The organism is Oscillospiraceae bacterium (assembly GCA_035353335.1).
Lineage (GTDB): Bacteria > Bacillota > Clostridia > Oscillospirales > JAKOTC01 > DAOPZJ01.
In genome coordinates this window covers 68,305-88,996 of sequence record DAOPZJ010000001.1, presented here as the reverse complement: position 1 = coordinate 88,996, position 20,692 = coordinate 68,305, and the positions used below count along the sequence as shown (strand labels likewise).

Annotated in this window: 20 protein-coding genes and 1 tRNA gene; 1 reads left to right on the top strand and 20 read right to left on the bottom strand. The window is 51.1% G+C overall.

The genetic code is table 11. The features are described from left to right. Positions 1-99: 99 nt before the first annotated feature. The 19 genes from PKH29_00375 to PKH29_00285 form a co-directional block, all read right to left on the bottom strand. Entirely contained in the window at positions 100-2,121 is a 2,022-nt protein-coding gene (locus PKH29_00375; GenBank protein ID HNX13294.1) for an ABC transporter permease, read from the bottom strand. Then, on the bottom strand, positions 2,114-2,881 hold the full coding sequence (locus PKH29_00370; GenBank protein ID HNX13293.1) for an ABC transporter ATP-binding protein: 768 nt from the start codon (positions 2,879-2,881) through the stop codon (positions 2,114-2,116). Before PKH29_00370 ends, PKH29_00375 begins: the two co-directional genes overlap by 8 nt. Before the next feature lie 131 nt (positions 2,882-3,012). Beyond that, entirely contained in the window at positions 3,013-3,999 is a 987-nt protein-coding gene (locus PKH29_00365; GenBank protein HNX13292.1) for a sensor histidine kinase, read from the bottom strand. After that, positions 3,992-4,663 (bottom strand): response regulator transcription factor, encoded by a 672-nt coding sequence (locus PKH29_00360; protein ID HNX13291.1) that lies wholly within the window; start codon positions 4,661-4,663, stop codon positions 3,992-3,994. Before PKH29_00360 ends, PKH29_00365 begins: the two co-directional genes overlap by 8 nt. A gap of 77 nt (positions 4,664-4,740) precedes the next feature. Continuing rightward, positions 4,741-5,409 carry a TrkA family potassium uptake protein gene (locus PKH29_00355; GenBank protein ID HNX13290.1) on the bottom strand — a complete coding sequence of 223 codons (669 nt, stop codon included), beginning with the start codon at positions 5,407-5,409 and terminating at the stop codon, positions 4,741-4,743. An 18-nt stretch (positions 5,410-5,427) separates the two neighbouring features. After that, the gene (locus PKH29_00350) at positions 5,428-6,078 is read right to left on the bottom strand and encodes a TrkA family potassium uptake protein (GenBank protein ID HNX13289.1); all 651 of its coding nucleotides are present in this window, start codon (positions 6,076-6,078) and stop codon (positions 5,428-5,430) included. Between the two features lie 11 nt (positions 6,079-6,089). Beyond that, positions 6,090-8,924 carry a cation-transporting P-type ATPase gene (locus PKH29_00345; GenBank protein HNX13288.1) on the bottom strand — a complete coding sequence of 945 codons (2,835 nt, stop codon included), beginning with the start codon at positions 8,922-8,924 and terminating at the stop codon, positions 6,090-6,092. Between the two features lie 212 nt (positions 8,925-9,136). Next, complete coding sequence (locus tag PKH29_00340) at positions 9,137-9,979, bottom strand: pyridoxamine kinase (protein HNX13287.1); 843 nt, start codon at positions 9,977-9,979, stop codon at positions 9,137-9,139. 329 nt (positions 9,980-10,308) lie between these two features. Next, positions 10,309-10,500: a hypothetical protein gene (locus tag PKH29_00335; GenBank protein ID HNX13286.1), complete on the bottom strand. Its 192-nt coding sequence runs from the start codon at positions 10,498-10,500 to the stop codon at positions 10,309-10,311. A gap of 75 nt (positions 10,501-10,575) precedes the next feature. Continuing rightward, positions 10,576-11,391 carry a 16S rRNA (cytidine(1402)-2'-O)-methyltransferase gene (gene rsmI, locus PKH29_00330; protein ID HNX13285.1) on the bottom strand — a complete coding sequence of 272 codons (816 nt, stop codon included), beginning with the start codon at positions 11,389-11,391 and terminating at the stop codon, positions 10,576-10,578. Positions 11,392-11,395: 4 nt separating this feature from the next. Next, on the bottom strand, positions 11,396-12,106 hold the full coding sequence (locus PKH29_00325) for a methyltransferase (GenBank protein HNX13284.1): 711 nt from the start codon (positions 12,104-12,106) through the stop codon (positions 11,396-11,398). A gap of 86 nt (positions 12,107-12,192) precedes the next feature. After that, the gene (locus PKH29_00320) at positions 12,193-12,363 is read right to left on the bottom strand and encodes a 4Fe-4S binding protein (GenBank protein HNX13283.1); all 171 of its coding nucleotides are present in this window, start codon (positions 12,361-12,363) and stop codon (positions 12,193-12,195) included. A 310-nt stretch (positions 12,364-12,673) separates the two neighbouring features. Further along, positions 12,674-13,540 carry a stage 0 sporulation family protein gene (locus PKH29_00315; GenBank protein ID HNX13282.1) on the bottom strand — a complete coding sequence of 289 codons (867 nt, stop codon included), beginning with the start codon at positions 13,538-13,540 and terminating at the stop codon, positions 12,674-12,676. A 75-nt stretch (positions 13,541-13,615) separates the two neighbouring features. Beyond that, complete coding sequence (locus PKH29_00310) at positions 13,616-14,572, bottom strand: AAA family ATPase (GenBank protein ID HNX13281.1); 957 nt, start codon at positions 14,570-14,572, stop codon at positions 13,616-13,618. After that, the gene (locus PKH29_00305) at positions 14,572-14,910 is read right to left on the bottom strand and encodes a cyclic-di-AMP receptor (protein HNX13280.1); all 339 of its coding nucleotides are present in this window, start codon (positions 14,908-14,910) and stop codon (positions 14,572-14,574) included. The genes PKH29_00310 and PKH29_00305 overlap by 1 nt, the downstream gene beginning before the upstream one ends. Positions 14,911-15,062: 152 nt before the next feature. Next, positions 15,063-16,283, bottom strand: coding sequence for a hypothetical protein (locus tag PKH29_00300; GenBank protein ID HNX13279.1), 1,221 nt, complete (start codon positions 16,281-16,283; stop codon positions 15,063-15,065). Positions 16,284-16,313: 30 nt separating this feature from the next. Next, entirely contained in the window at positions 16,314-17,576 is a 1,263-nt protein-coding gene (locus PKH29_00295) for a hypothetical protein (protein HNX13278.1), read from the bottom strand. Between the two features lie 225 nt (positions 17,577-17,801). Further along, positions 17,802-18,581, bottom strand: coding sequence for a hypothetical protein (locus PKH29_00290; protein ID HNX13277.1), 780 nt, complete (start codon positions 18,579-18,581; stop codon positions 17,802-17,804). A 334-nt stretch (positions 18,582-18,915) separates the two neighbouring features. Continuing rightward, positions 18,916-18,991, bottom strand: a tRNA-Val gene (locus PKH29_00285). A 138-nt stretch (positions 18,992-19,129) separates the two neighbouring features. Between PKH29_00285 and PKH29_00280 the strand changes: the two genes are divergently transcribed. Next, the gene (locus PKH29_00280; protein HNX13276.1) at positions 19,130-19,669 is read left to right on the top strand and encodes a hypothetical protein; all 540 of its coding nucleotides are present in this window, start codon (positions 19,130-19,132) and stop codon (positions 19,667-19,669) included. Positions 19,670-19,788: 119 nt separating this feature from the next. On the opposite strand, the gene PKH29_00275 is transcribed toward PKH29_00280, so the two are convergent. Next, complete coding sequence (locus PKH29_00275) at positions 19,789-20,655, bottom strand: dihydrodipicolinate synthase family protein (GenBank protein ID HNX13275.1); 867 nt, start codon at positions 20,653-20,655, stop codon at positions 19,789-19,791. Positions 20,656-20,692 lie beyond the last annotated feature (37 nt).

Here is a 20,692-nt window from a genome sequence, read left to right as displayed (position 1 = left end):
AATTTTCGGCGGGCGGTTTTGATGTTTAAGAAACAGGAAAGTAAAATGTGACATGCACGGCAGAAATAGAGACGATACCCTTGTCACTCCCTGCAGTGGTCATTTAACGATTTTATAGTAAGTGCGGGCAGTGGCGCGGAAGGCGAAGATATAGACGAGCGAATAAACCACGACGGAAACCGCAATGCAGGTCAGCGTCAGAGCGGTGTTCAGCATGACAAAGGCGCTGATGATTTGGGTGATAATATTCGTCGCGGCAAAAATATGCGCAAGCGCCGCGGCGAGCGGAAGAAAGAAGATGATCAAAACCTGTCGGTTGATGGTGGCGCGGACTTCCTCGTCGCTCATACCGACTTTACGCATGATCTCGTAGCGTTCCCGGTCCTCATAACCCTCGGAGACCTGTTTAAAGTACATAATCAATACGGTGTTGACCAAGAACAGGATGACGAAGAAGATGCCGATGAATAACAAACCGCCGAAGGTGGCGTAGTTTTGGCCGCGTTCGCGGTCGATGCTGCTGGTGCTGTAATCGGGTTCGGAAAGTTGAGAGCCGGCGATCTGACCGATTTTTTCACCCGCAGCATCAGTAAATGCGATACGGGCTTCAAAATCGGTGCCGGATAAGTTGATGTCGGTGAGAATGCGTCTGAGGTCAACGGAATCGGCTGAGCCCGTGTAATCGAGCTGCCCGCAGGCAGCCATATCTTTAGCAACGATGTAAATGACTTTGGTTCGCACGCTGTTTTTGCAGTCGGTAAAGACCGTACCGGAACGGACGAATTTTATCGTGAAAACGTTTCCGTTCGGAGCGGTGACATTTTTGGAGCTGACCGGCTCATCGCTCAGAACGAGAATTTCGTTGTCGTTGAGTGTTTCTTTTTCACCTGTTACAGCATTATAATCGGAAAGCGGAACCAGATAGAGTTTATATTGCCTGTCGTAATCGCTGAGACCTTTGATTGAGAGGGTTCCGTCGGCGGATTTCAAGGCCAATTCGCCGTCGGAAAGCATGGCAAAATTCTGAATGGCATTATAGGTGTAAATCGATTCGATTTTTACGCCTTTTTCTTCAGCAACCGCCCGTACCGTTTCGGGAACTGCGGACATATCGGGCATCGGCCCGGAGGCATTATAAGAGATGTCGATCTGATAATCGACCGGATGCTGGGTCTCAAGAATGCCTTCCTGACCGAAAAACAGCGCGCAGACCGACGACACGGTGACAAGCACCATTGTGGAGAGAATACAGATGTTTGCAAGGCCGAGGGCGTTTTGCTTCATTCGGTGCACAAGCCCCGAGACCGAAATAAAATTTTTGGGTTTATAATATAAACGGGGATTTTTTTTGACGGCTCTGAGGACAAACTGGCTGCCCGAGACGAACAGCAGATTGGTGCCTACGATGACCAGAATGACTGCGGGCCAGAAATAGCCGATTGCAGCTCCCGAACCTTTCACAATAAATGAGGCGTAGTATCCGAGGCCGGCGCAGGCAAGGCCCAAAATCGTGAGCGGAATCACACCGCGCAGTTTTTTCTCACCTTTCTTTTCTCCGTTGATCAAGTCAATCGGGTTTGCCAGCCGCACGCGGAACTGGTTATAGATTGAGGAGATTAAAAAGATAACGCCGAAAAATAAAATTGTGGCGGCATATGCCCAGGGGGAAAGCTCAAATTTACTGTCCGGGGCCGAACGGACGATAACCATGAGCAGCATGAAGATCAATTTTCCGAAGACCGTGCCGATCAGCAGCCCTGCCCCCAGCGACGAGAAGTTGAGCATCGTGTTTTCGGCTAAAATGATTCTTCCGACATGGCGCTTTTCGAGTCCGAGGATGCCGTAGAGACCGAATTCCTTTTTGCGCCGTTTAATCAGAAAACTGTTGAGGTAGAGCATATAACCGAAAGTAAATAACGACATGACGATGATGCCGAAAACGAGCATGGTCATCATGGTCGGGCCGTAGCTCATGTTGGAGATGCTCTTGCTGAACACGGTATTGACGATGATGAAAAACATCGCAGACATGATGGCCGAGGCGATGGCGTAAGGCAGGTACATCCGCCGGTTACGCGCGAGATTCGCCTTGGCAAGCCGGATAAAAAGGCGGTTATTCAACGTCGACACCTCCGTCGTTGAGGACCGTGAGGGTCGACACGATCTTGTCGAGGAATTCCCGGCGGGAGAGCGAGCCGCGGTAAATTTGGTTGAACAGTTCACCGTCTCGGATGAACAACACCCGTCCGGCATAACTCGCTGCGGTGGAACTGTGGGTGACCATCAATAAAGTACGCCCCTCGGCGTTCAAGTCATAAAACTGCTCAAGCAAAGCCGCAGAGGCCTTGGAGTCCAGCGAACCGGTCGGTTCGTCAGCGAGAATGATCTTCGGGTCGGTGATGACGGCCCGCGCGACTGCGGTGCGCTGCTTTTCTCCGCCGGAGACCTCGAACGGGAATTTATCAAGCAGTTCGGCGATGCCCAAGTGCTTTGCAAGCGGCAGAAGGCGGCTTTCCATCTCCTTGATCGGCATATTCGAAAGCACGAGCGGCAAGAGAATGTTATCACGAATCGAAAAAGTGTCGAGCAGGTTGAAATCTTGAAATACAAAGCCGAGGTTGTTGCGCCGGAAAGCCGAAATTGCCTTATCGCTGATGGAGTTGAAATTCAGTCCGTCGAGTAAAATTTCTCCCCCCGTGGGCTTGTCGAGCGAGGCAATCAAATTTAACAGCGTGGTTTTGCCCGAGCCGGATGCGCCCATGATGGCCGTGAATTCGCCGTTGCCGACCGTGAAGCTGACGTCGCGCAGGGCGACGCACTGTTTACCGCCGAGGCGGGTGTTATAGACCTTTTTCAGATGTTTTACTTCAAGCAGTTCCATTTCTCTCTTTTGCTCCTTTTTTATGTCTCGAGCGATTTTTTACGCTCCGGGTATTATCATACAAAAAAGGAGAAACGGCTGCCATAATTTTGGCTTACATTTCCCCGTCTCAATCTTACAGTTTTGTCACTTTAGGGTTCTTTGATGACTTTTTCGAGCCCGATCATCAGCTTTGCGCCGGTTTTACGGTTCCGTCCGGCGCTTAAAGTGAGGTTGAGTTCGTTTGCGATAGTCTTCGCCATAAATAAGCCGAGACCGCTGGCGCGGCGGTCATACCGACCGTTATATCCGGTATAGCCCTTTTCAAAAATACGGTCGACGTCGTCGCTGCGGATGCCGATTCCGGTGTCCTCAACCGCAAGAGAACGGTTTTCAAGGCGGATTTTGACGCCGCCTTTTTCGGTGTATTTGACGGCATTGGATAAAATCTGTTCCAGGATAAATGCCAGCCACTTTTCATCAGTTACTACGACAAAACCGGTTTTTTCAAAGCTGACGGTCAGATTTTTTTGTATAAAGAGGGTTGAATATTTTTTGATGCAGGACAACACCAACGCATCGAGGTCACAGGACGCAAGCACGAGGTCGCTCTCCAGCCGTCCGATTTTGGCATATTGCAGCGCCATATCAACATACCGTTCGATCTTGAACAATTCCGCGGTCAGAATCGGGACGGCGCTTTGCGCATCGGCACCATCAGCGTCAATCGCAAGACGCATAGCGGCAATCGGAGTTTTAATCTGATGAAGCCAGGCGGTGTAATAGTCGATCTGTGCGCCTAAGGTCTCGCTGTGTGCGTCGCGTTCAAGGCGCAAAAGTTCGTATAAAGAGATGATGATCTCGGTGTATTCGGCACTGATGACTTCGGACGGTTCGGGCAGATTATGCTGCACATCCGAGAGATTTTCACGGATGTCGATCAGCGTCTTAATTTTTACACGAAAATTGAGAAAGTCAAAAATACAGATGCACAGAATCGTGAAAGCGGAAATCAAGAAGGTATATAAAATATACTCGGACTTGAAACCGGCCAACCATGTGACGGCGGAGATAAAAATTTCGGCGACAAGCCAAAGCAACAGGGCGAACCGGCGGAAACGAAGATATTTTCTAATCATGGATCAGATACCCCTCGCCCTTGCGTGTCGAAATCAAGTCGTCAAGGCCGCCGTCAGACAACTTTTTACGCATGCGGTTGATGTTGACCGTCAGGGTGTTGTCATCGATAAAGTCTTCGGACTCCCAGAGCGCTTTCATTAACGCTTCGCGGGAGACGATCTGATTTTTATGTTCGATTAAAATTTTTAAAATACGAAATTCGTTTTTTGAGAGCTCGATTTTTTGACCGTTATAAGACAGCGCACCGTCGGCACAAAGCAGAGCGCCGCGCGCTTCGAGGGCGGGCGGCTCTGCGGTATAGCTGTATGCTCTTCGCAGTAACGCGTTGATTTTCGCAATCAGCAGTTCGGGCGCGAAAGGCTTGGTTATGTAATCGTCGCCGCCCAAGTTTACTGCCATGATCGCATCCATGTTATCGGTGTGGGACGAGACGAACAAAATCGGCACTTTGGATTCGCGGCGGATCTGCTCGCACCAGTAATAGCCGTTATAAAACGGCAGCGAGACGTCCATCACGACGAGATGAGGGGCAGCAGCCCGGAATTCGGCCAGCACCGCCGAGAACTCCGAAACACAACCGACGGCAAATCCCCATTTTTCAAGTACTCTGCCCATCAATTTTGAAATGGTGGGGTCGTCTTCGACGATGAAGATTTTATACACCGCTGTTTTTCACCCTTTCCGCAGGAATTCAGGACTGACTGCGCCCCGGGCAAGAAAACAATGTCCGTGCGATTGCTTTATTCCTTCGGCGCAAGAAACGCAGCAAGCGTTTTGATCTTCGACACATGGGAGACCGCGAGAATTTCGTCATTTGCTTCAAGCACGGTATCTCCGCGCGGGATAATCAGGTTTGAATCGCGGATAACCGCACAGAGAACGCATTCGACCGGCAGACCGAGATCCCGAAGAGATTTTCCGACAGCGGGGGATTTGGGATGGACTTTTTCCTGAATCAGAGAGTGTTTGCCTTTATTCAGCTTCATCAACGTCATCATGTCGCCGAGTGACATCTCTTCGGCCACGATGTGAGCCATTAAATCGGCCTGGTTGAGGCCGACGTCGACACCCATTTCGGGGGTAAAAATCCAGTTGTTTTTCGGATTGTTCACGCGCGCAATCACTCGCCCGACGCCGAATTCGAATTTTGCAAGAGTGGACACAACCAAATTGGTCTCGTCCTTTGCGGTGACCGCAACGACGACATCTGCTTTTTCGATACCGGCTTTTTCAAGGACTGCCGGATCGGTGAAGCCGCCGGCGATGATGTTTACGCCTTTAAACTCGTTGTTTAAAAGGGTAAGCTGTTTTTGCCGTTCTTCGACCAAGGTAACTTTATTGTTGTCTTTTACGAGCAGGGCTGCAAGATAGGAGCCGACTTGTCCGCCGCCTACGATAATAATGTTCATAGTAACACTTCCTTTCCCTTACGCCAAACCGAGCAGCGTTTTCAGCCGTTCGCTCGACGCCGCCGAAACGGCGATGTTCAAAAGATCCCGCTTTTCGAAAACAGTTCCGAGGGTGGGAAGAAAGGTCTTGTTGTTTCTGGTGATCGAAATCACGACGAACTCACCCGAGGCCGTAAGGTCCCGTACGGTATGTCCCGCCATCAGGATCGGAACCTCAACCTCCACGATATCCACATCACCGCTTCCGAAACTGGTGACGGCATTCAGCTGAGAATAGCACAACAGGTCGTAAATGCGGTTGATTCCCCAGGTGGAAGGATCGATGGTTTGAATTCCGAGGCGCTTGTAGATTTCAGCTTTTCGCCTGTCATACAGACGCGCGACGACCTTCGGCACTCTGAAGATTAAACTGGCCATGCGGGCGATGACGGCGTTCGCTTCGTCGCTTTCGGTGACTGCGGCGAGTCCGTCGGCCCTTTCGATACCGGCTTTGGCAAGCACATCACGGTCGAATCCGATACCGACGACCTTGTTGCCTGAAAACGAAGCGGGCAGGCGTTCAAAAGCCATGGGATCAAGGTCGATCACCGTGACGGTGTGCCCGTTCTTTACGAGGGTTTGGGCAAGTCCTGCGCCCATTCGCCCGCATCCTACAATAATCGCTTTCATAACAAGACCTCCTAATTGATATTTTTATACGAGGCGGTAATACGCCTTTCTTTTTTGCGGAGCACCGCTTTCCGAAGTTCTTCCAAGAATAACATCAGCGGGGGCAGTACGATGAGGAAAGCAAAGTCGCGAAGGCCGAGAGGCGCCGTGTTGAACAGATTATGCAGGAACGGGACATAGGACAGGGCCGCGAGCAGGGTCAGTTCGACTCCGATACCGACCAACACCATGCGGTTTTTAAAGATTCCGACTTTGAATACCGAAGCCAAGTCCGTTCTGCAGTTAAACACCACGCCGATCTGGCAGAAGACAATCGCGGCGAGTGTCATGGTCGTGGCCAGCATATAGGGTGTTCCGGAAGTTGCCATCGGGGATGCAGGCCAGCCGTGCAGCCAGTTTTGATAGAAGAAAGCAAGCATTGCGGCTGCCGATTCAAGCATACCGTACCAAAGGAACGCGCGTAAAAACACTTTTTTATTGAGCAAGTGCTCCGTTTTTTTTCGCGGAGGCCGGTTCATAATCCCCTCTTCGGGCAGCTCGGTTCCGAGAGCGATGGCGGGGACCATATCGGTTCCGAGGTCGATTGCAAGCACCTGCATGACCGTCAGCGGCAGCGGAATGGCTCCGCCTGAGAACAGATAGAAAATGCAGGGCACGGCTTCAGGTGTATTGCTGTTGAGGATGTAAATCGCAAATTTACGGATATTGTTATAGACCGCGCGGCCTTCTTCAATCGCGCTGACAATAGACGCGAAATTGTCGTCGGTCAGGATCATGTCCGCGGCTTCTTTTGCGACGTCGGTGCCGGTGATGCCCATCGCGACACCGATATCGGCCTTTTTGAGCGCCGGGGAGTCGTTTACACCGTCTCCGGTGACCGCGACGACATTGCCCATTCTCTGAAGCGCCGAAACAACGCGCAGCTTTTGATCCGGGGCGACACGGGCGAAGATGATCTCGTCCTGAAGGTCTTTTTGAAGCTCGTCGTCGCTGATTTTTTCAAGCTCGATGCCTGTCAAAATTCGAACTTTATCGCCTTTAACAATGCCGATTCTGCGGGCAATGCTCTCCGCTGTGAGGCCGTAGTCGCCGGTAATCATGATGATGCGGATCCCGGCATGGCGGCATTTTTCGACGGCTTCGGAGACCTCCGGACGCGGAGGATCCATCATTGCGATCAATCCGAGAAATACCATGTCCTGTTCCACAAGCTCGGGCGTATAGGCGCTCAATCCTGCGGGAAGGCCGGTTTCGGCGTTGATTTTTCGGATTGCGACCGCGAGGACGCGGAGGCCGTTGCGCGCATAACGGTCGTTGGCTTCCATGATGCGTTCACGCATCGCGTTATCCATCGGCTTTTCCTGTCCGTTGGAAGACAACCGTGTGCAGAGTTCAAGCACCTCTTTCGGCGCGCCTTTAATATACGCGGCCTTTTCGGCCGAATCGGATTGGTGAATCGTCGACATGCGTTTGCGGTTCGATTCAAAGGGAAGTTCCCGCAGGCGCGGCGTACGGCGAAGTTCGTCGCTGAGGTTTATGCCGCCCTTTTGCGCGGCGACCAGCAGGCAGGCCTCGGTCGGATCGCCGAGAACGGTCCAGCGGCCGGAGGAATTCTCCGGCGGGACCAGCCGGGAATTGTTGCAAAGTCCGGCGCAAATTAAGAGCTGACGGAGGCCGTTATCGTCTTTTTGCAGCGGCTTCATCTCGCTGTCCAGGATTTTCCCCTCGGGCGCATAACCGACTCCGGTCACTTTATATTGCCTGTCCACCGTCCAGATGTCGTTGACGGTCATTTCATTCTGCGTCAGAGTGCCGGTTTTATCCGTACAGATCACCGTGGTGCAGCCGAGGGTTTCCACTGCCGAAAGCCGTTTGACAAGGGCATTTTTCTTGGCCATCCGCTGAACGCCCATCGCAAGCGACAGTGTCACGGTGGGCAATAAGCCCTCCGGAATAAATGCGACGATCATGCCCATTCCGAAGATAAAGCTCTCCGCAAGGTTGGCTTTTGCGAGAAAAATCGAGGCAATAAAGAAGAAAACACCGATACTTACAGCCATGAACGAGACCTGTTTTGTAACTTTGGCAAGCTCGGCCTGAAGAGGGCTGATCTCTTCTTTTTGACTTTGTGTGAGGTTTGCGATTTTACCGAATTCGGTATTCATTGCGGTGGAAAATACAACCGCTTTCCCCGTTCCGGAAGCGACGTTCGTCCCGGCAAAAACGATATTGGGCATTTCCAAGTGGGAGATGTCTTTGCGGAAAACCGCTTCTCTCGTCTTGCTGACGGAGTGAGATTCGCCGGTAAGCGTGGATTGGTCGGCCTTGAGATCGCTCTCATCGATGAGACGCGCGTCCGCCGAGATTTTATCGCCCTCCGCAAGCAGGATGAGGTCTCCGGGCACCAAATCTTCGGCGAGAATCCGCTGCTCCTCGCCGTCGCGGATGACGTGGGCATAAGACGGCAGCATCTTTTTTAATACCGCGGTGGCTTTTTCAGCGCGAAACTCCTGCATAAAGCTGAATACGCCGTTGATGATGTTGACCATCCAAATGGCAATTCCGAGTTCCGGCATTTTAGCGATAAAGCCCACAATTCCGCCGACCCAAAGCAAGATTGCCATGAGATGTACAAAATTTGACAGGAATCTGACAATCAGCGGTTTGCCTTTCACTTCCCGGATCGTGTTGGCGCCGTATTTCTTCAGGCGATTTTCGGCCTCCGCTTTGGACAGTCCCGACGGACCGGTTTCCATTGCGGAATAGACCTCATTGACCAGAAGTTCGGCAATCTCTTTTGTCGGGCCGCTGCTGCCTTCTTTTCCGTTTACATTCAATGTTTCCATAATTCCCTGTTCCTTTTTGATGGAAGCGGCTATATAAGTGTGTACCGTCATAAACCGCTTGTTTTTCAAAAGTTAAAGTTTGATTTTTTTCTCTTCGGACTTGCTCATTTTCACGGCAAACCGAAGAGATAAGGGCTATTATAGTTACAGTAAACCTACATTACAAGCAAAATCAGAAATCCTTTATACAATCTTTATACGACCTTTATGCTTTATGCATTCAGTGCTTTGATGAAGTTCGGGAGCGATTCCTCGAAGTCGACGCCGTTGCGGGGTTCGGTCTTTGCAGCGGCGGTGCGCTTGATGCTCTCGAGTGTAAATTCGGTGGCGATTTTGATGGCTTCGGGAAGGGTTTTGCCGCGCAGTACCGCCGAGAGCAGCGCCGAAGCGAACACGTCGCCGGTGCCGTGGAAGTAACCGGGCACACGCTCGTTGAAATAATAATCGACTTTTCCGGTGTCGGTGTCATAGCAGGCGGCACCGAGTTTGTCCGGTGCAAAGCTGATGCCGGTCAAAACGACCTGTTTCGGGCCGAGCCCGGAAAGCTTTTTTAACAGGGTCTCGATATAAGCGCGGTCGTAGGTGTCGCCGACAAACTTTTCACCGAGCATAAATGCCGCTTCGGTGAGGTTCGGGACGATCAGATCAGCTTTGACGCAGAGCTTGGCCATCCCGGCAGGAAAATCGGGCGAGAAGCCGCCGTATAAAATGCCGTTGTCGGCCATGACCGGGTCGATCATCACGATGCCGCTCCCCTTAAAGGAATCAAAGAACTCGCCCATTAAGCGCAATTGTTCAAACGAGCCGAGATAACCCGTGTAGATTGCGTCAAACTTGAGACCGAGCGATTTCCAGTGGGCGGCGATCGGCGTGATGTCGTCGGTGAGGTCACGATAGGTATAGCCGGTGAATCCGCCGGTGTGGGTCGAGAGTACCGCGGTCGGAATCGCCGCAATCTCGACGCCCGCAGCCGAGATGATCGGCAGCGCGACGGTCAGCGAACACTTTCCGAAGCAGGAGATATCTTGAATGGTAACGGCTCTTTTTTGTGCCATGGGAGACATTCCTTTCATGGAAGCCGAAAACGGCGTCATAATATCCATAATAATCCCGAACCTTCCGATTCGTGGGATTTATGGTATATTATACCGCAGAAACAGCAATAAATCAAATGAAGAGCAAAATGTAAAGGGTAAAACGTAAAGTTCAGGCGCTTTAAACAGAGAATCACCTCAGCATGTGCATATAAAGTGAACATGACATCCCTCCATAGAGGGGAATTTCCCGGATTTGTCACTGTACACTTTTAACTGCGAACTGTAACTGATTTGTCACTTTACATTTTACACTTTCAACTTTACACTGTTTCTATGTATCGGGCCCGCTATTTGAGCATGTACCCGATTGCGTCCGCAATGCCGCCCATCGAACGGAGCGTCTTTGCGATTTTCTTTTTAAACTGACAAAACATGTTCATTGCTTTCGGCGCGGGGCGATAGAATATCGCAGTTGCAATTCCGCTCACAACCGCGCCGATTGCCATGGTGCAGAGCACCTTTGCGAGTTTTTGATTCATATATCCTCATACCTCCGTAAGCGGTTTACCTGTATTTTGCGAAGATTTGAGGGTTTTTATTCCGCAGCTCAAACTTTATTTTTTGTTTCTATTTAAGATACGGGCGTAAATTTCGTTCTTTTTGACTCCGAGCTTTTTAGCGGCGTATTTTGCGGCGTCGGAGGCAGAGACTCCGATGGCGGTCAATTCGAGCGCGAACACAGCCGGGTCTTCGGTTTTCGTTTCGGGGGTGTTTTCGAGCACGATTACATATTCACCGCGCACATCTTCGTAACCGCTGCGAAAATCGAACAGTTTACCCGGGATGACCGTCTCATAAATTTTAGAGATCTCTTTGACGAGGACAGTGGGTATATCTCCGAACGAATCATACAGATCACATAAGGTCTTTTGCAGTCGGTGCGGAGCCTCATAAAAAACTACGACGCCTTCATAACCGGAGGCACGGGAAAGCGCGTCTATGCGCTCTTTGCCCGAAGCAGGCAAAAAGCCCTCGAACGAAAAGCGTTTTTTCGAAAAACCGGAAAGAGCCACCGCGCAGACGACAGCCGAAGCGCCGGGGATGACAGTGACCGGGATATTTTCTGTACGGCAGGCGGCAACGAGCTCACAGCCGGGATCGCTGACCGCGGGCATACCCGCATCGGTGACCAAAGCGCAGGACTCGCCGTTTTTCAAACGCTCTGTGATCTGTTTTCCGGCGATAAATTTATTATGTTCGTGATAGCTGACGACCGGCTTGGAAATTCCGAAATGCGAGAGCAGTTTTAATGTGACGCGGGTGTCCTCGGCAGCGATAAAATCAACTTCGGACAGCGTTTTCAAAGCGCGCTCTCCGATGTCGCCGAGGTTTCCGATCGGCGTCGCGGTGATAAATAATGTTCCGGCCATGCGCTCACTTCCTATATGTTTCATAGATGTTTAAGTAATCTTCGGTGGGTTTTCGGCCTTGGTAAAGAAAAAAATCGGATAGTCGGCTGAGTTCTCCGCTGCCCTTTTTACCCTCGAACAACACGAGAAACGGCTTTTTTTCGGAGTCATGCCGTATATATTGTTGACGGGTTGGGGTGATTCCGGACGCTTGCAGGAGAGTTTTGAGTTCTTCGGCCCGATCGGGCCGAATACAAACTGTCAGGCGGCCATTTGATTTTAGCAGATAGGATGCTGCTTTGCAGATGTTGTCGAGGGCAGCGGTTTGGTCGCTGCGAGCGAACGCCCGTTCGGGATTGGGGCTGATTGTTCCCGCACCGACCTGATAAAAAGGCGGGTTGACCGCAATCAGATCAAACCACGAGGGAGAAAACAGAGCTTTATAATCGCGCAGGTCGGCGCAGAGCACCGAAACATGGTCTTCGATCATGGATAACAGCACACCTTCGCGCGCGAGCTCGGCGGCTTTAGGCAGCAATTCAAGCGCGGTGATATTTCGGCAGTCCCCGTCCCGCGCCCAGAGCAATGAGACGATGCCGCATCCGGCGCAGAGGTCAAGGGCGAGTTCGTTTTCCCGCGGTACCGAAAACCGCGCCAGTAAGAAGGCGTTGACGCCGTAAGTAACGGTTTTGTCCGAACAGACGAAAATCGAGTCGGAGAGAGGTTCTCTTCTCATTTTACTTCATAAACCAAAAAAGGGCCATACGGCCCTCCAGCAGATTGAATGCGCTGAAAGTCCAGGCCCCTTTTTCAGGGTAAATCTTATTGTTCTTTGGGGGCATTGACCGGGCAAACACCCGCGCAGGCGCCGCAGGAGATGCATTCATCCGGGTTGATGACATACTTTTTGTCGCCCTCTTTGATGGCGCTGACCGGGCATTCGCTCTCACAGGCGCCGCACTTGATGCATTCGTCACTGATGGTATAAGGCATGTTTTATGTTCCTCCGTGTAAAGTTTCGGGCAAAAGCGAAATTTTATCCGCAAAAGCCCGTTGGGCGGTTCCCAACATCATATTTTAACATAGTTTAATGAAAAATGCAAGATAAAAACCCGAAAATTGTGGAGATAATCCGTATAAATTAGATAGAGTTTTAATCCGGCACGATTTCCGCACTCACCCCCGTGTACAACAATTTTTCCCTCTTCACGATTATTTCTTATTTCAAATAAACCCGCCCCGCCGGAGTCAAACGGCGGGACGGTTTCGGAAAGCATTATCGGAATTATAATATAATATTGATTCAATGATCCGAGAGTTCTTCGAGTTCTTTGGGGACTTCTTCGCGCGGGGGACGAGCCGGGCGAAGCAGCTTGACGTCCGAGACGCTGTATTGCTTGGGCAGGACGTCGGGTGTGCGGTCGAGCCGCACCTTGACGGTACTCTTCAGCAGCGAAGATTCGGTGACGCAGCCCGTGCCGTCGGGCGTATCGACCGTGGAACCGGGGCGCGGCGTGATTTTCTGGAGATCCTCATAGGCGTTCTGCTCATATTTGAGACAGCACATCAGCCGCCCGCAGGCGCCGGAAATTTTGGCGGGGTTCATCGAGAGCCCCTGTTCCTTTGCCATCTTGATCGAGACCGGTTGGAAATCGCTTAAAAACGTGGCACAGCAAAACGGCTTTCCGCAGACCCCGAACCCACCGAGCATCTTGGCCTCGTCGCGCACGCCGATCTGGCGCAGCTCGATTCGGGTGCGGAAAGCCGAGGCGAGGTCCTTGACGAGTTCACGGAAATCGACGCGGCCGTCGGCGGTAAAAAAGAAGATGATCTTGCTGCCGTCGAAGTTGTAATTGACCTCGATCAGCTTCATCTCGAGTTTGTGGTTGGTGATCTTCTGCTCGCAGATTTTAAAGGCGTCGGCCTCTTTTTTTCGGTTTTGTGCGTCTTGTTTGGCATCGGTGTCGGTTGCGATTCGCACAATTTCTTTTGTGGGTTCGACGTTTCCGCCGGGTTCGAAATCGAGCGCATCGGTGGCGGCTTCGCCATACTCGGGGCCATGCGCGGTCTCGACGATCACGTGGTCACCGCTCCTGACCGGCAGGTCTCCGGCGAGAAAGTGATAGACCTTTCCGCCGTTTTGAAAACGCACTCCTGCGTATTTGGGCATATCTATTTCATCCTTTCAAGTAAAACGGACATTAATGATGATGTCCGAACTGTTAATCGTTATGCAGACGAATCTTTATGAACGCATTTGGGCTGCCAGCAAAAGCATGATCGCAGTCATGCTGCCGTTGGCATCGAGATAGTTTCTGCAGTCGTCGATGGCATCACAAATTTTGACAAGACGGCCGGTTGAGATCTTGAGTTCAAAACCCTCCGGTACGCCCGCAGCCGCCTTTTTATTTTGTTTGGCGGAGAGCGCCGAGCAGGTTCGGTCAAACAACAGGTCCAAAAACTCGGTGATCTCAGGGCGCTTGCGGCTGCACAGTGACTGCAGCAACAGGTTCAATTCATAGGAACCCGGCGTAATCGATGCCTCCAGAATGGATTTGATAAGGCTGATATCGGCGGCGAAATGATCGTCTGTAAGATATCGAACGGCTTTCCCGATGTTTCCGCCGAACAAAGCGGCGGTCTCCCCGGCTTTTCCAAGCCCGCAGTTTGCGTCTTTGGCGACAAACGGAGCCGCAATTTCAGGGTCGACCGGAGTAAGCAGAAACTCGGTAAGCCTCGAACGAATGGTCGGCAGCAGTTTCGCGCGCGACGGCGAGGTCAGAATGAACAGCGTGCGCTGAGGCGGGTCTTCCAGCGCTTTTAAAAGCGCATTTGAAACTTCGGGGCTGACGTCCCAGGCGTCTTCGATAATATAGACCTTGGTCTCGGCTTCGTTCGGGATCAGATAGAGTTCGGATTTGAATTGAGGAATATCTTCCTTTTTTTTAAAGGCTTCTGCATCGTTATAAATGCGAATGTCCGGGTGCGACCCGGACTGCGCTTTTTTACAACCCGTACAAACTCCGCAGGGCTTGTCTGCATTCCTGCAGACGGCGGTTTCCGCAAGCAGCCGCGCAAGCATTGATTTGCCGGTTCCGCTTTCGCCGGCGAGCAAAACCGCGTGCGGCATTCTGCCCGAGGCGACGAGATGTTCGAGTCGGGAGACGGTCGCTTTATTGCCGGCAAAATGTTCGGCTAACATTACATTTTTTCAAAGCGTTCGATGTTCAGAACAAAGACTGTCGCACCGCCGATCGAGACCTCTATCGGAGCCGAGCCGGTGTTCATCGGAGCACCGGAATAGACGGTGGTCGGCATGGAGCTGGGCAGCACGGTCTTGCGGCGTTTGCTGTATTTACCGATAATCGAGATGATTTTATCGACGTCGGCATTTTCCGCGCCGATCAAAAAGGTGGTATTTCCGGCCTTCAGAAAACCGCCGGTCGAGGACAGTTTGGTGGTGAAATAGCCCTCGGAGGTCAATGCCGCCTGCACGGCGGAACTGTCGTCGTTTGAGACGATACAGAGCAGCAGCTTCATGGGGTTCTCCTTTCAAATATGGGATATGCGGAGGTTCGACTCGAATTCGGAAGTAATGCTTTCTGCTTCGTGTTAAAATCCCAATTATCTAAAACTGCCGCGGCAATTTTGATTTTCGTTATAAAAATGGCCGCACAGAATCGGTTACGAAACTATTTTAGCACATCTATGGCAATTTTTCCATAGGTTTTTAAAAATTTGACGGTTTTGGCGGTGATCAATTCCCCGCAGCACAAAACTGTTCGGCATGGCGGGCAGATACAGACGCTCTCGGCGGCGATTTTTCCGACGGAATCGTTGATTGAAACTGTGTGAGACGGAGCAAAACAGGCCTCCCGCGGAGTGCGTTTCATTTTCAAAAATTCCGGCGGCGCAATATCCCGCTTTTTCGGCCGCAAGATACGGCAGACCGCGCCGAGGCGCTCGAAATCGATCTCACGGTTATACGGCGAGCAGAGCAAAACCGCACAGTTGTCATCGGCATATTCGGGCGAGATTGCGGCATCGTCAAGGGCTTTTGCGGCGTTTTCGCAGCAGAGCACCAGACGAGTCGGATCGTCGTTACGATAAAATAAAGCGGGAAACTGAGCCCGGAAAGTATTGCAGAGGGTCGCTGTCGCCTGCCAGCGGTCTTGATCGTCTTCCAGTGATGCCACTGCGTTTTCCGCGGAGAGAGCGATCAGATACGACGGGCTGGTGCTGCCGAACAGGCGCATTCCGCTGCGGACTTTGGCGGTCTTTTCTGCGTCGGAAAGCAGAACAGCCGCGGCTCCGGTCAGCGCGGGCAGAGTCTTATGCAGCCCGATAACGCAGGCATCCGCTCCCAATGCGATCGCGGACGGCAGACCGATTGCCGGAAAATGCGCGCCGTGGGCGGAGTCAACAAGCAGCGGGATGTGTTTTTTATGACAGGCAGCGGCGAGCTTTTTATAATTGAGCAGATTGCCGAAATAATCGGGTGATGTCAGAAAGGCACCGTCGGCATTGCGGGATTTCGATAATGCGTCGCCTGTGTCGGCTGCCCAAATCGGTACAAGGCCAAGCAGAACCAGCATGTTGACGAGCGCCCGGTGGCTGTCGCGCAGCAGCAGGATTTTATCCCCTGTTTTAAAGTATGCGGCACAGAGCGCCTGTATTCCGAGTGTGCTGCCGCCTGTCGAATAAAGCAGCGCCGGCACATTGTAGACCGCGGCGGCTTTTTTCATCGAGTCGGCGAAAAAGCCGGTTTCCTCGTATAAATCGCCGGTACGGGCAGTTTCGGTCAGGTCAAATTTGATTTCCGAAACTCCCTGGCCTTTATGCCCGGGCATGCAAAAACGCGCGAAATCCGCGCCAATATAGTTTTTCAGTTCCTCATAAATAGGTTTGTTCATAAACTTGTGAGTTGTGAGAAGCTTTTATTTTTACGGCCTCCAACAGTCCTCGATGACTTCACGCAGAACCTTAACGGCCTTCGCGGGTCTGCCGGGGTCGCCCATCAGAGTATAGACATCACGGAAGATGATCTCGATCTCGCACCCCCGTGCCTTGGAAAGGGTGTCTTTCATATATTTGCGGTAACCGTCTTCGTCAAACACCGGATCGACGCCTAAAAATTTCGGCGACGGCTTTCGGGAATAGATCACTTTCGTGCCCCTCAGCGCTTCGCCCATAATATCTTCGTCGCACCAGGCCGAAATCGAGACTTTGCGCATATTGGGCAGATTTTTCAGACATTTGTGCCAAAGCGCATGAACCGGTTCGCAGCAGCCGTAATAGACCAGACCGAACCGCTCTGCGATTTCGGCGATATACGGATAGACGAACTCGGCATACATATCGGGGGATATGGCGAACGATTCCTGCGAGTTCACGTTTCCCCAGACGTTTTTGGCCATGGGCTTGCCGTCCGCGGGAATTTTCAGCTCGTCGGTAAAACCGTAACTGCCCGCTCCGGCGTAGTTGTTGCCGTTATCGGGCGTGAACAGCTTTTCTCTCTCCAACCAGTCGATGAACCGCAGCATGTTGTCGTTGAGATAGCGCATCAGTTGATGCACTGCATCGGGATTGTCGGCAAGTTCGTACATCCACTGTTCCATGCTCAGCAGCTGAATCACCTTGGCGGTGTGCATGTAATACCAGACATGATGGCGGTTGGTCGGCACGCAGGGCAGAATGTCTCCGATCGCTTCCCTGACCGCCGCGAGTTTATCGGCAAACCGCTTTCGGTCAAAATTGAACTCAAACGGTTTCAGTTTATTAAAATCTTTTTCAAGCGATTTAATCGGGTAACTGAATTCATAACCCACATCGCGCCCCTTTGTATCGGTGGCATGATGAATTTGAACCGGCACGCCGAATTCCCGGCATTCGACATCCATATAAACCTCGAAAACACCCGGCACCACAATGTCGTCGTCGATGCGCTCGTGTTGTAAAATCTTCGAAAGCAGCTGCCGTTCCAGATCCGCGGCGAATTTCCCCTCGCATTTCATCTCCGGTAAAAAATCGCGGCCGAATGAACCCTGCTCCACCACGATCAGCGGCTTGACACCTTTGACCGCATTGTGCGCATACCATTGTTTTGTGCGCTCGGCCATCACCGGCAGCGCAGCATATTCGGCCTGCTTCTTGGCCAGTTCCCTTAAATATGCTTTATCCTTTGCGGAAATATAAAATTCGTCCAACTTTAAACACCCCCGCTCTATTATAAAGGCAACCGTGTGTCGGGTCAATAGAAATTTCGGCATTTAACAGTTGGCCTTAAATGAGTAGAAATGGAAATCGAAAGCAGGGTGCGGCATCCCTTACGCGCCGTTCAAAAAAGCAGAGAGAGATTTTTATTCCGTCTCCGCGATGGTTAGAGTATCATCGATATCACTTTGCGGCATAAGTCGAGCCCGAAATATGTTTTATCTTTTTCTTTCTATGCCCCAGCACGAAAATGCCATTAATAAAATCAAGACGACCTGAAACCATTCGACCGCGGTCTCATAGAGAAAAAACGAGCAGAATAACGGATAACACATCCCTGCGACCACCTGGACCGGTGTGAACAGCACAATATCTCCGATCCGGAATGCCGATTGTGCCGCACCTACGGAGGCCGCGCCCGTCAGCAGGTAAAAATATAAAAACGGCGAGACGAAAATTTGCGCGGAAATCGTTTGGTTTTGTTTGACCAATATATTCAGCATCACGACGCTGAGTCCCATCATTAGACCCGAAAACACGCCGAGCATCGCAACTCTGCGTTTTTTATCCATCTTTTTAAACAGGAGCGGAATCAGCAGCGTCAGCGGCGCCGCCAGAAGCGAATAAAGATAAGTCCGGTTCACTTCGCCCGAGGTATCGGTCAGATGAAAGCTCAGCAATGCAATGGAGCCGGCAATCACCAGCCCATAATGAATATCCGAACGGAAGAGTTTCTCTTTTAGGAAAAAGTGTGAGAGCACCACAGTCAAAGCGATGTTGAACCCCGATAACGATGAAATAATGTGGGGGGCAAGTTTTTTCGAAGCGATGACCAGCGGCACCGCCGAAAACGCATAAGCGACAACCATTCCGGCTGCCCAAATCAAAAACAGAGCCTTTGCGTTATCCGGGCGCTTTTCGCTGCGTACCATCCAGCCGCTGCCCTTCTTTTGCAGGACCGTGCCCGCCGAGCCGAGTACCGAGCTGAGCAGTGCCATTAAAATATAAAAGATCCCTGCCGCCCCCTCTATGCCTTTAATATGATTCCGGCGGACCAGTATATATTATATAACTTTTTTATATGAAAAACATGCGATTGAATAATATAAATGAAGTGTCGGCTATGCCGACATGAAGCATCTCGCTGCGGCAAGAAATGAAGTATTTTTGTTTAACAAAAACATGAAGTGAAGCGTTCCTAATGTGTCCGCAAACACACTTCACTGCCCACGCGCACGTTGCGGGGTGGTAACTTCATGTCCGAAGGACACTTCTTGTACCAACAGGAACGCTTCATTGAAAAAACACTTGCCGAAGCAAGTGTCTTTTTTATGGTGGGCGCTAACGGACTCGAACCGCTGACCATCCGCACGTCAAGCGGATGCTCTACCAACTGAGCTAAGCGCCCAAAGCCGTTCCATTTTAGCATAAGGGAATCAAGAATGCAACCCTTTTTCAAATTTTTTTTCGTGAATGTGTTTGACAGTATCCTAAAAAACGGATTATAATGTAAATGTCTTTTTTGTCGTATTAACGGAGGCGGCTTATGAAAAAGAGGTCCATGTGTTCCTTATTTTTTGTACTGCTTTTAGCGGGCTGCGATGCTGTCAGCAGTTATACGCCCGCCATTATCAAATCATCCCGGATTGAGTTGTCTTCGGTTCCCTTGCTGTCTTCTGCAAAAAACAGTTCCGAAGCGGCCCGGTCCGAACCTTTCATTTCAAAGGCCTTTTCAAATGCCGTGCCAAAAACTTCTTCCCAAGTCGGTTCCCGCGTTTCATCGAATACGGTTTCCGCCGTTACAGCGGACAAAAATATAGAGGTCCTTTCCCTGACTTCGCCGATTGTGCGCGGGCAGGAAGCCTCAGTCGCTATAAAAGGCAAACCCGATATCGAATACACCATCAAAGTCATCTATAAATCCGGTCCCAGCTCGGCAAAAGGGCTTGAACCGAAGATCTCCGAACCGAACGGAACCGTCACATGGACCTGGAAAGTCAGTGCCCGGACCTCGGCAGGAAATTGGAGCATTGAAATCTCGGGTGGTGAAAGTTCTGTCACTGTGCCGTTCATCGTCACTGAGTGAGTCGTTTTAAAGGAGTAAAACTCGCGCGTCAATCTGTGCGGAAAGAGTGGGGACACCCTTGCCGCTCCGCATGCAAAAAACAAAACCCGCAGTCTATATACTTCGGGTTTTTCGGTAAATCAACAATTCTCTCTCACTGCTTTTTCGATTCGCGCTTTTTCGGCGGAAGTCAACGGGCGCAGAGGGCGGCGGCAGATGTCGCAATCCATTACTCCGAGTATTTTTGCGGCGTATTTCATACCCGGCAGAGTGTTGGCTTCGACGGTTGCCTGCACCACGTTGTTGAGCCGAATTTGTTCCATATAAGCGGCTTTCATGTCGTTTTTGCCGAACAATCTCTTAATTTTAATAAACTTCTCGGCCTGGAAGTTCATTGAAGTTCCAATCGCGCCGTCAGCTCCTGCAGCAAGCGCATAGGCAAAGCACTCATCCATTCCGCTGTAAATCGGCTTTTTTACAACCTGCTTGATGCGGTCGAGGATATAATAATTCGGTTGTGTGTATTTCAAGGCATAGACCCGCTCGTCTGAAAGCAAATCACAATATTGATCCAAACTCATCGCGCCCTGAGTGGCTAACGAGTATACCATGATTTTCAAGCCGCAGGCATCGGCGATATCGATGTAATAATTTTTGATCTCATCGGGTTTATAGGGATAATAAAACGGTGGGACTGAAGCAACTGCGTTCGCACCGAGTTTCGCGGCGTATTTGGCGAATCCGATGGCATTGTCGACGCCCGGAGAACCGATGTGCGCCACGATATGCGCACCGTCTGCGGCTTTTACAGCAGCTTCGAGCGTCTTGTTGCGCTCTTCCTCAGTCAACAAAACAAATTCGGCGGAGCTCCCGCCGGTATAAAGCCCATCGGCGCCTTTGTCAAGAACGCTGCGCACGAGTTTTTTCAGAGCGTCGTAATCCACGGAATAATCGCTTTTAAACGGGGTAAAAATCGGAACCAGTATTTCGGGATTTACTTTTGACATCATATAACCCTCTTTCGTGAGTTTCTTGTGCCATTCT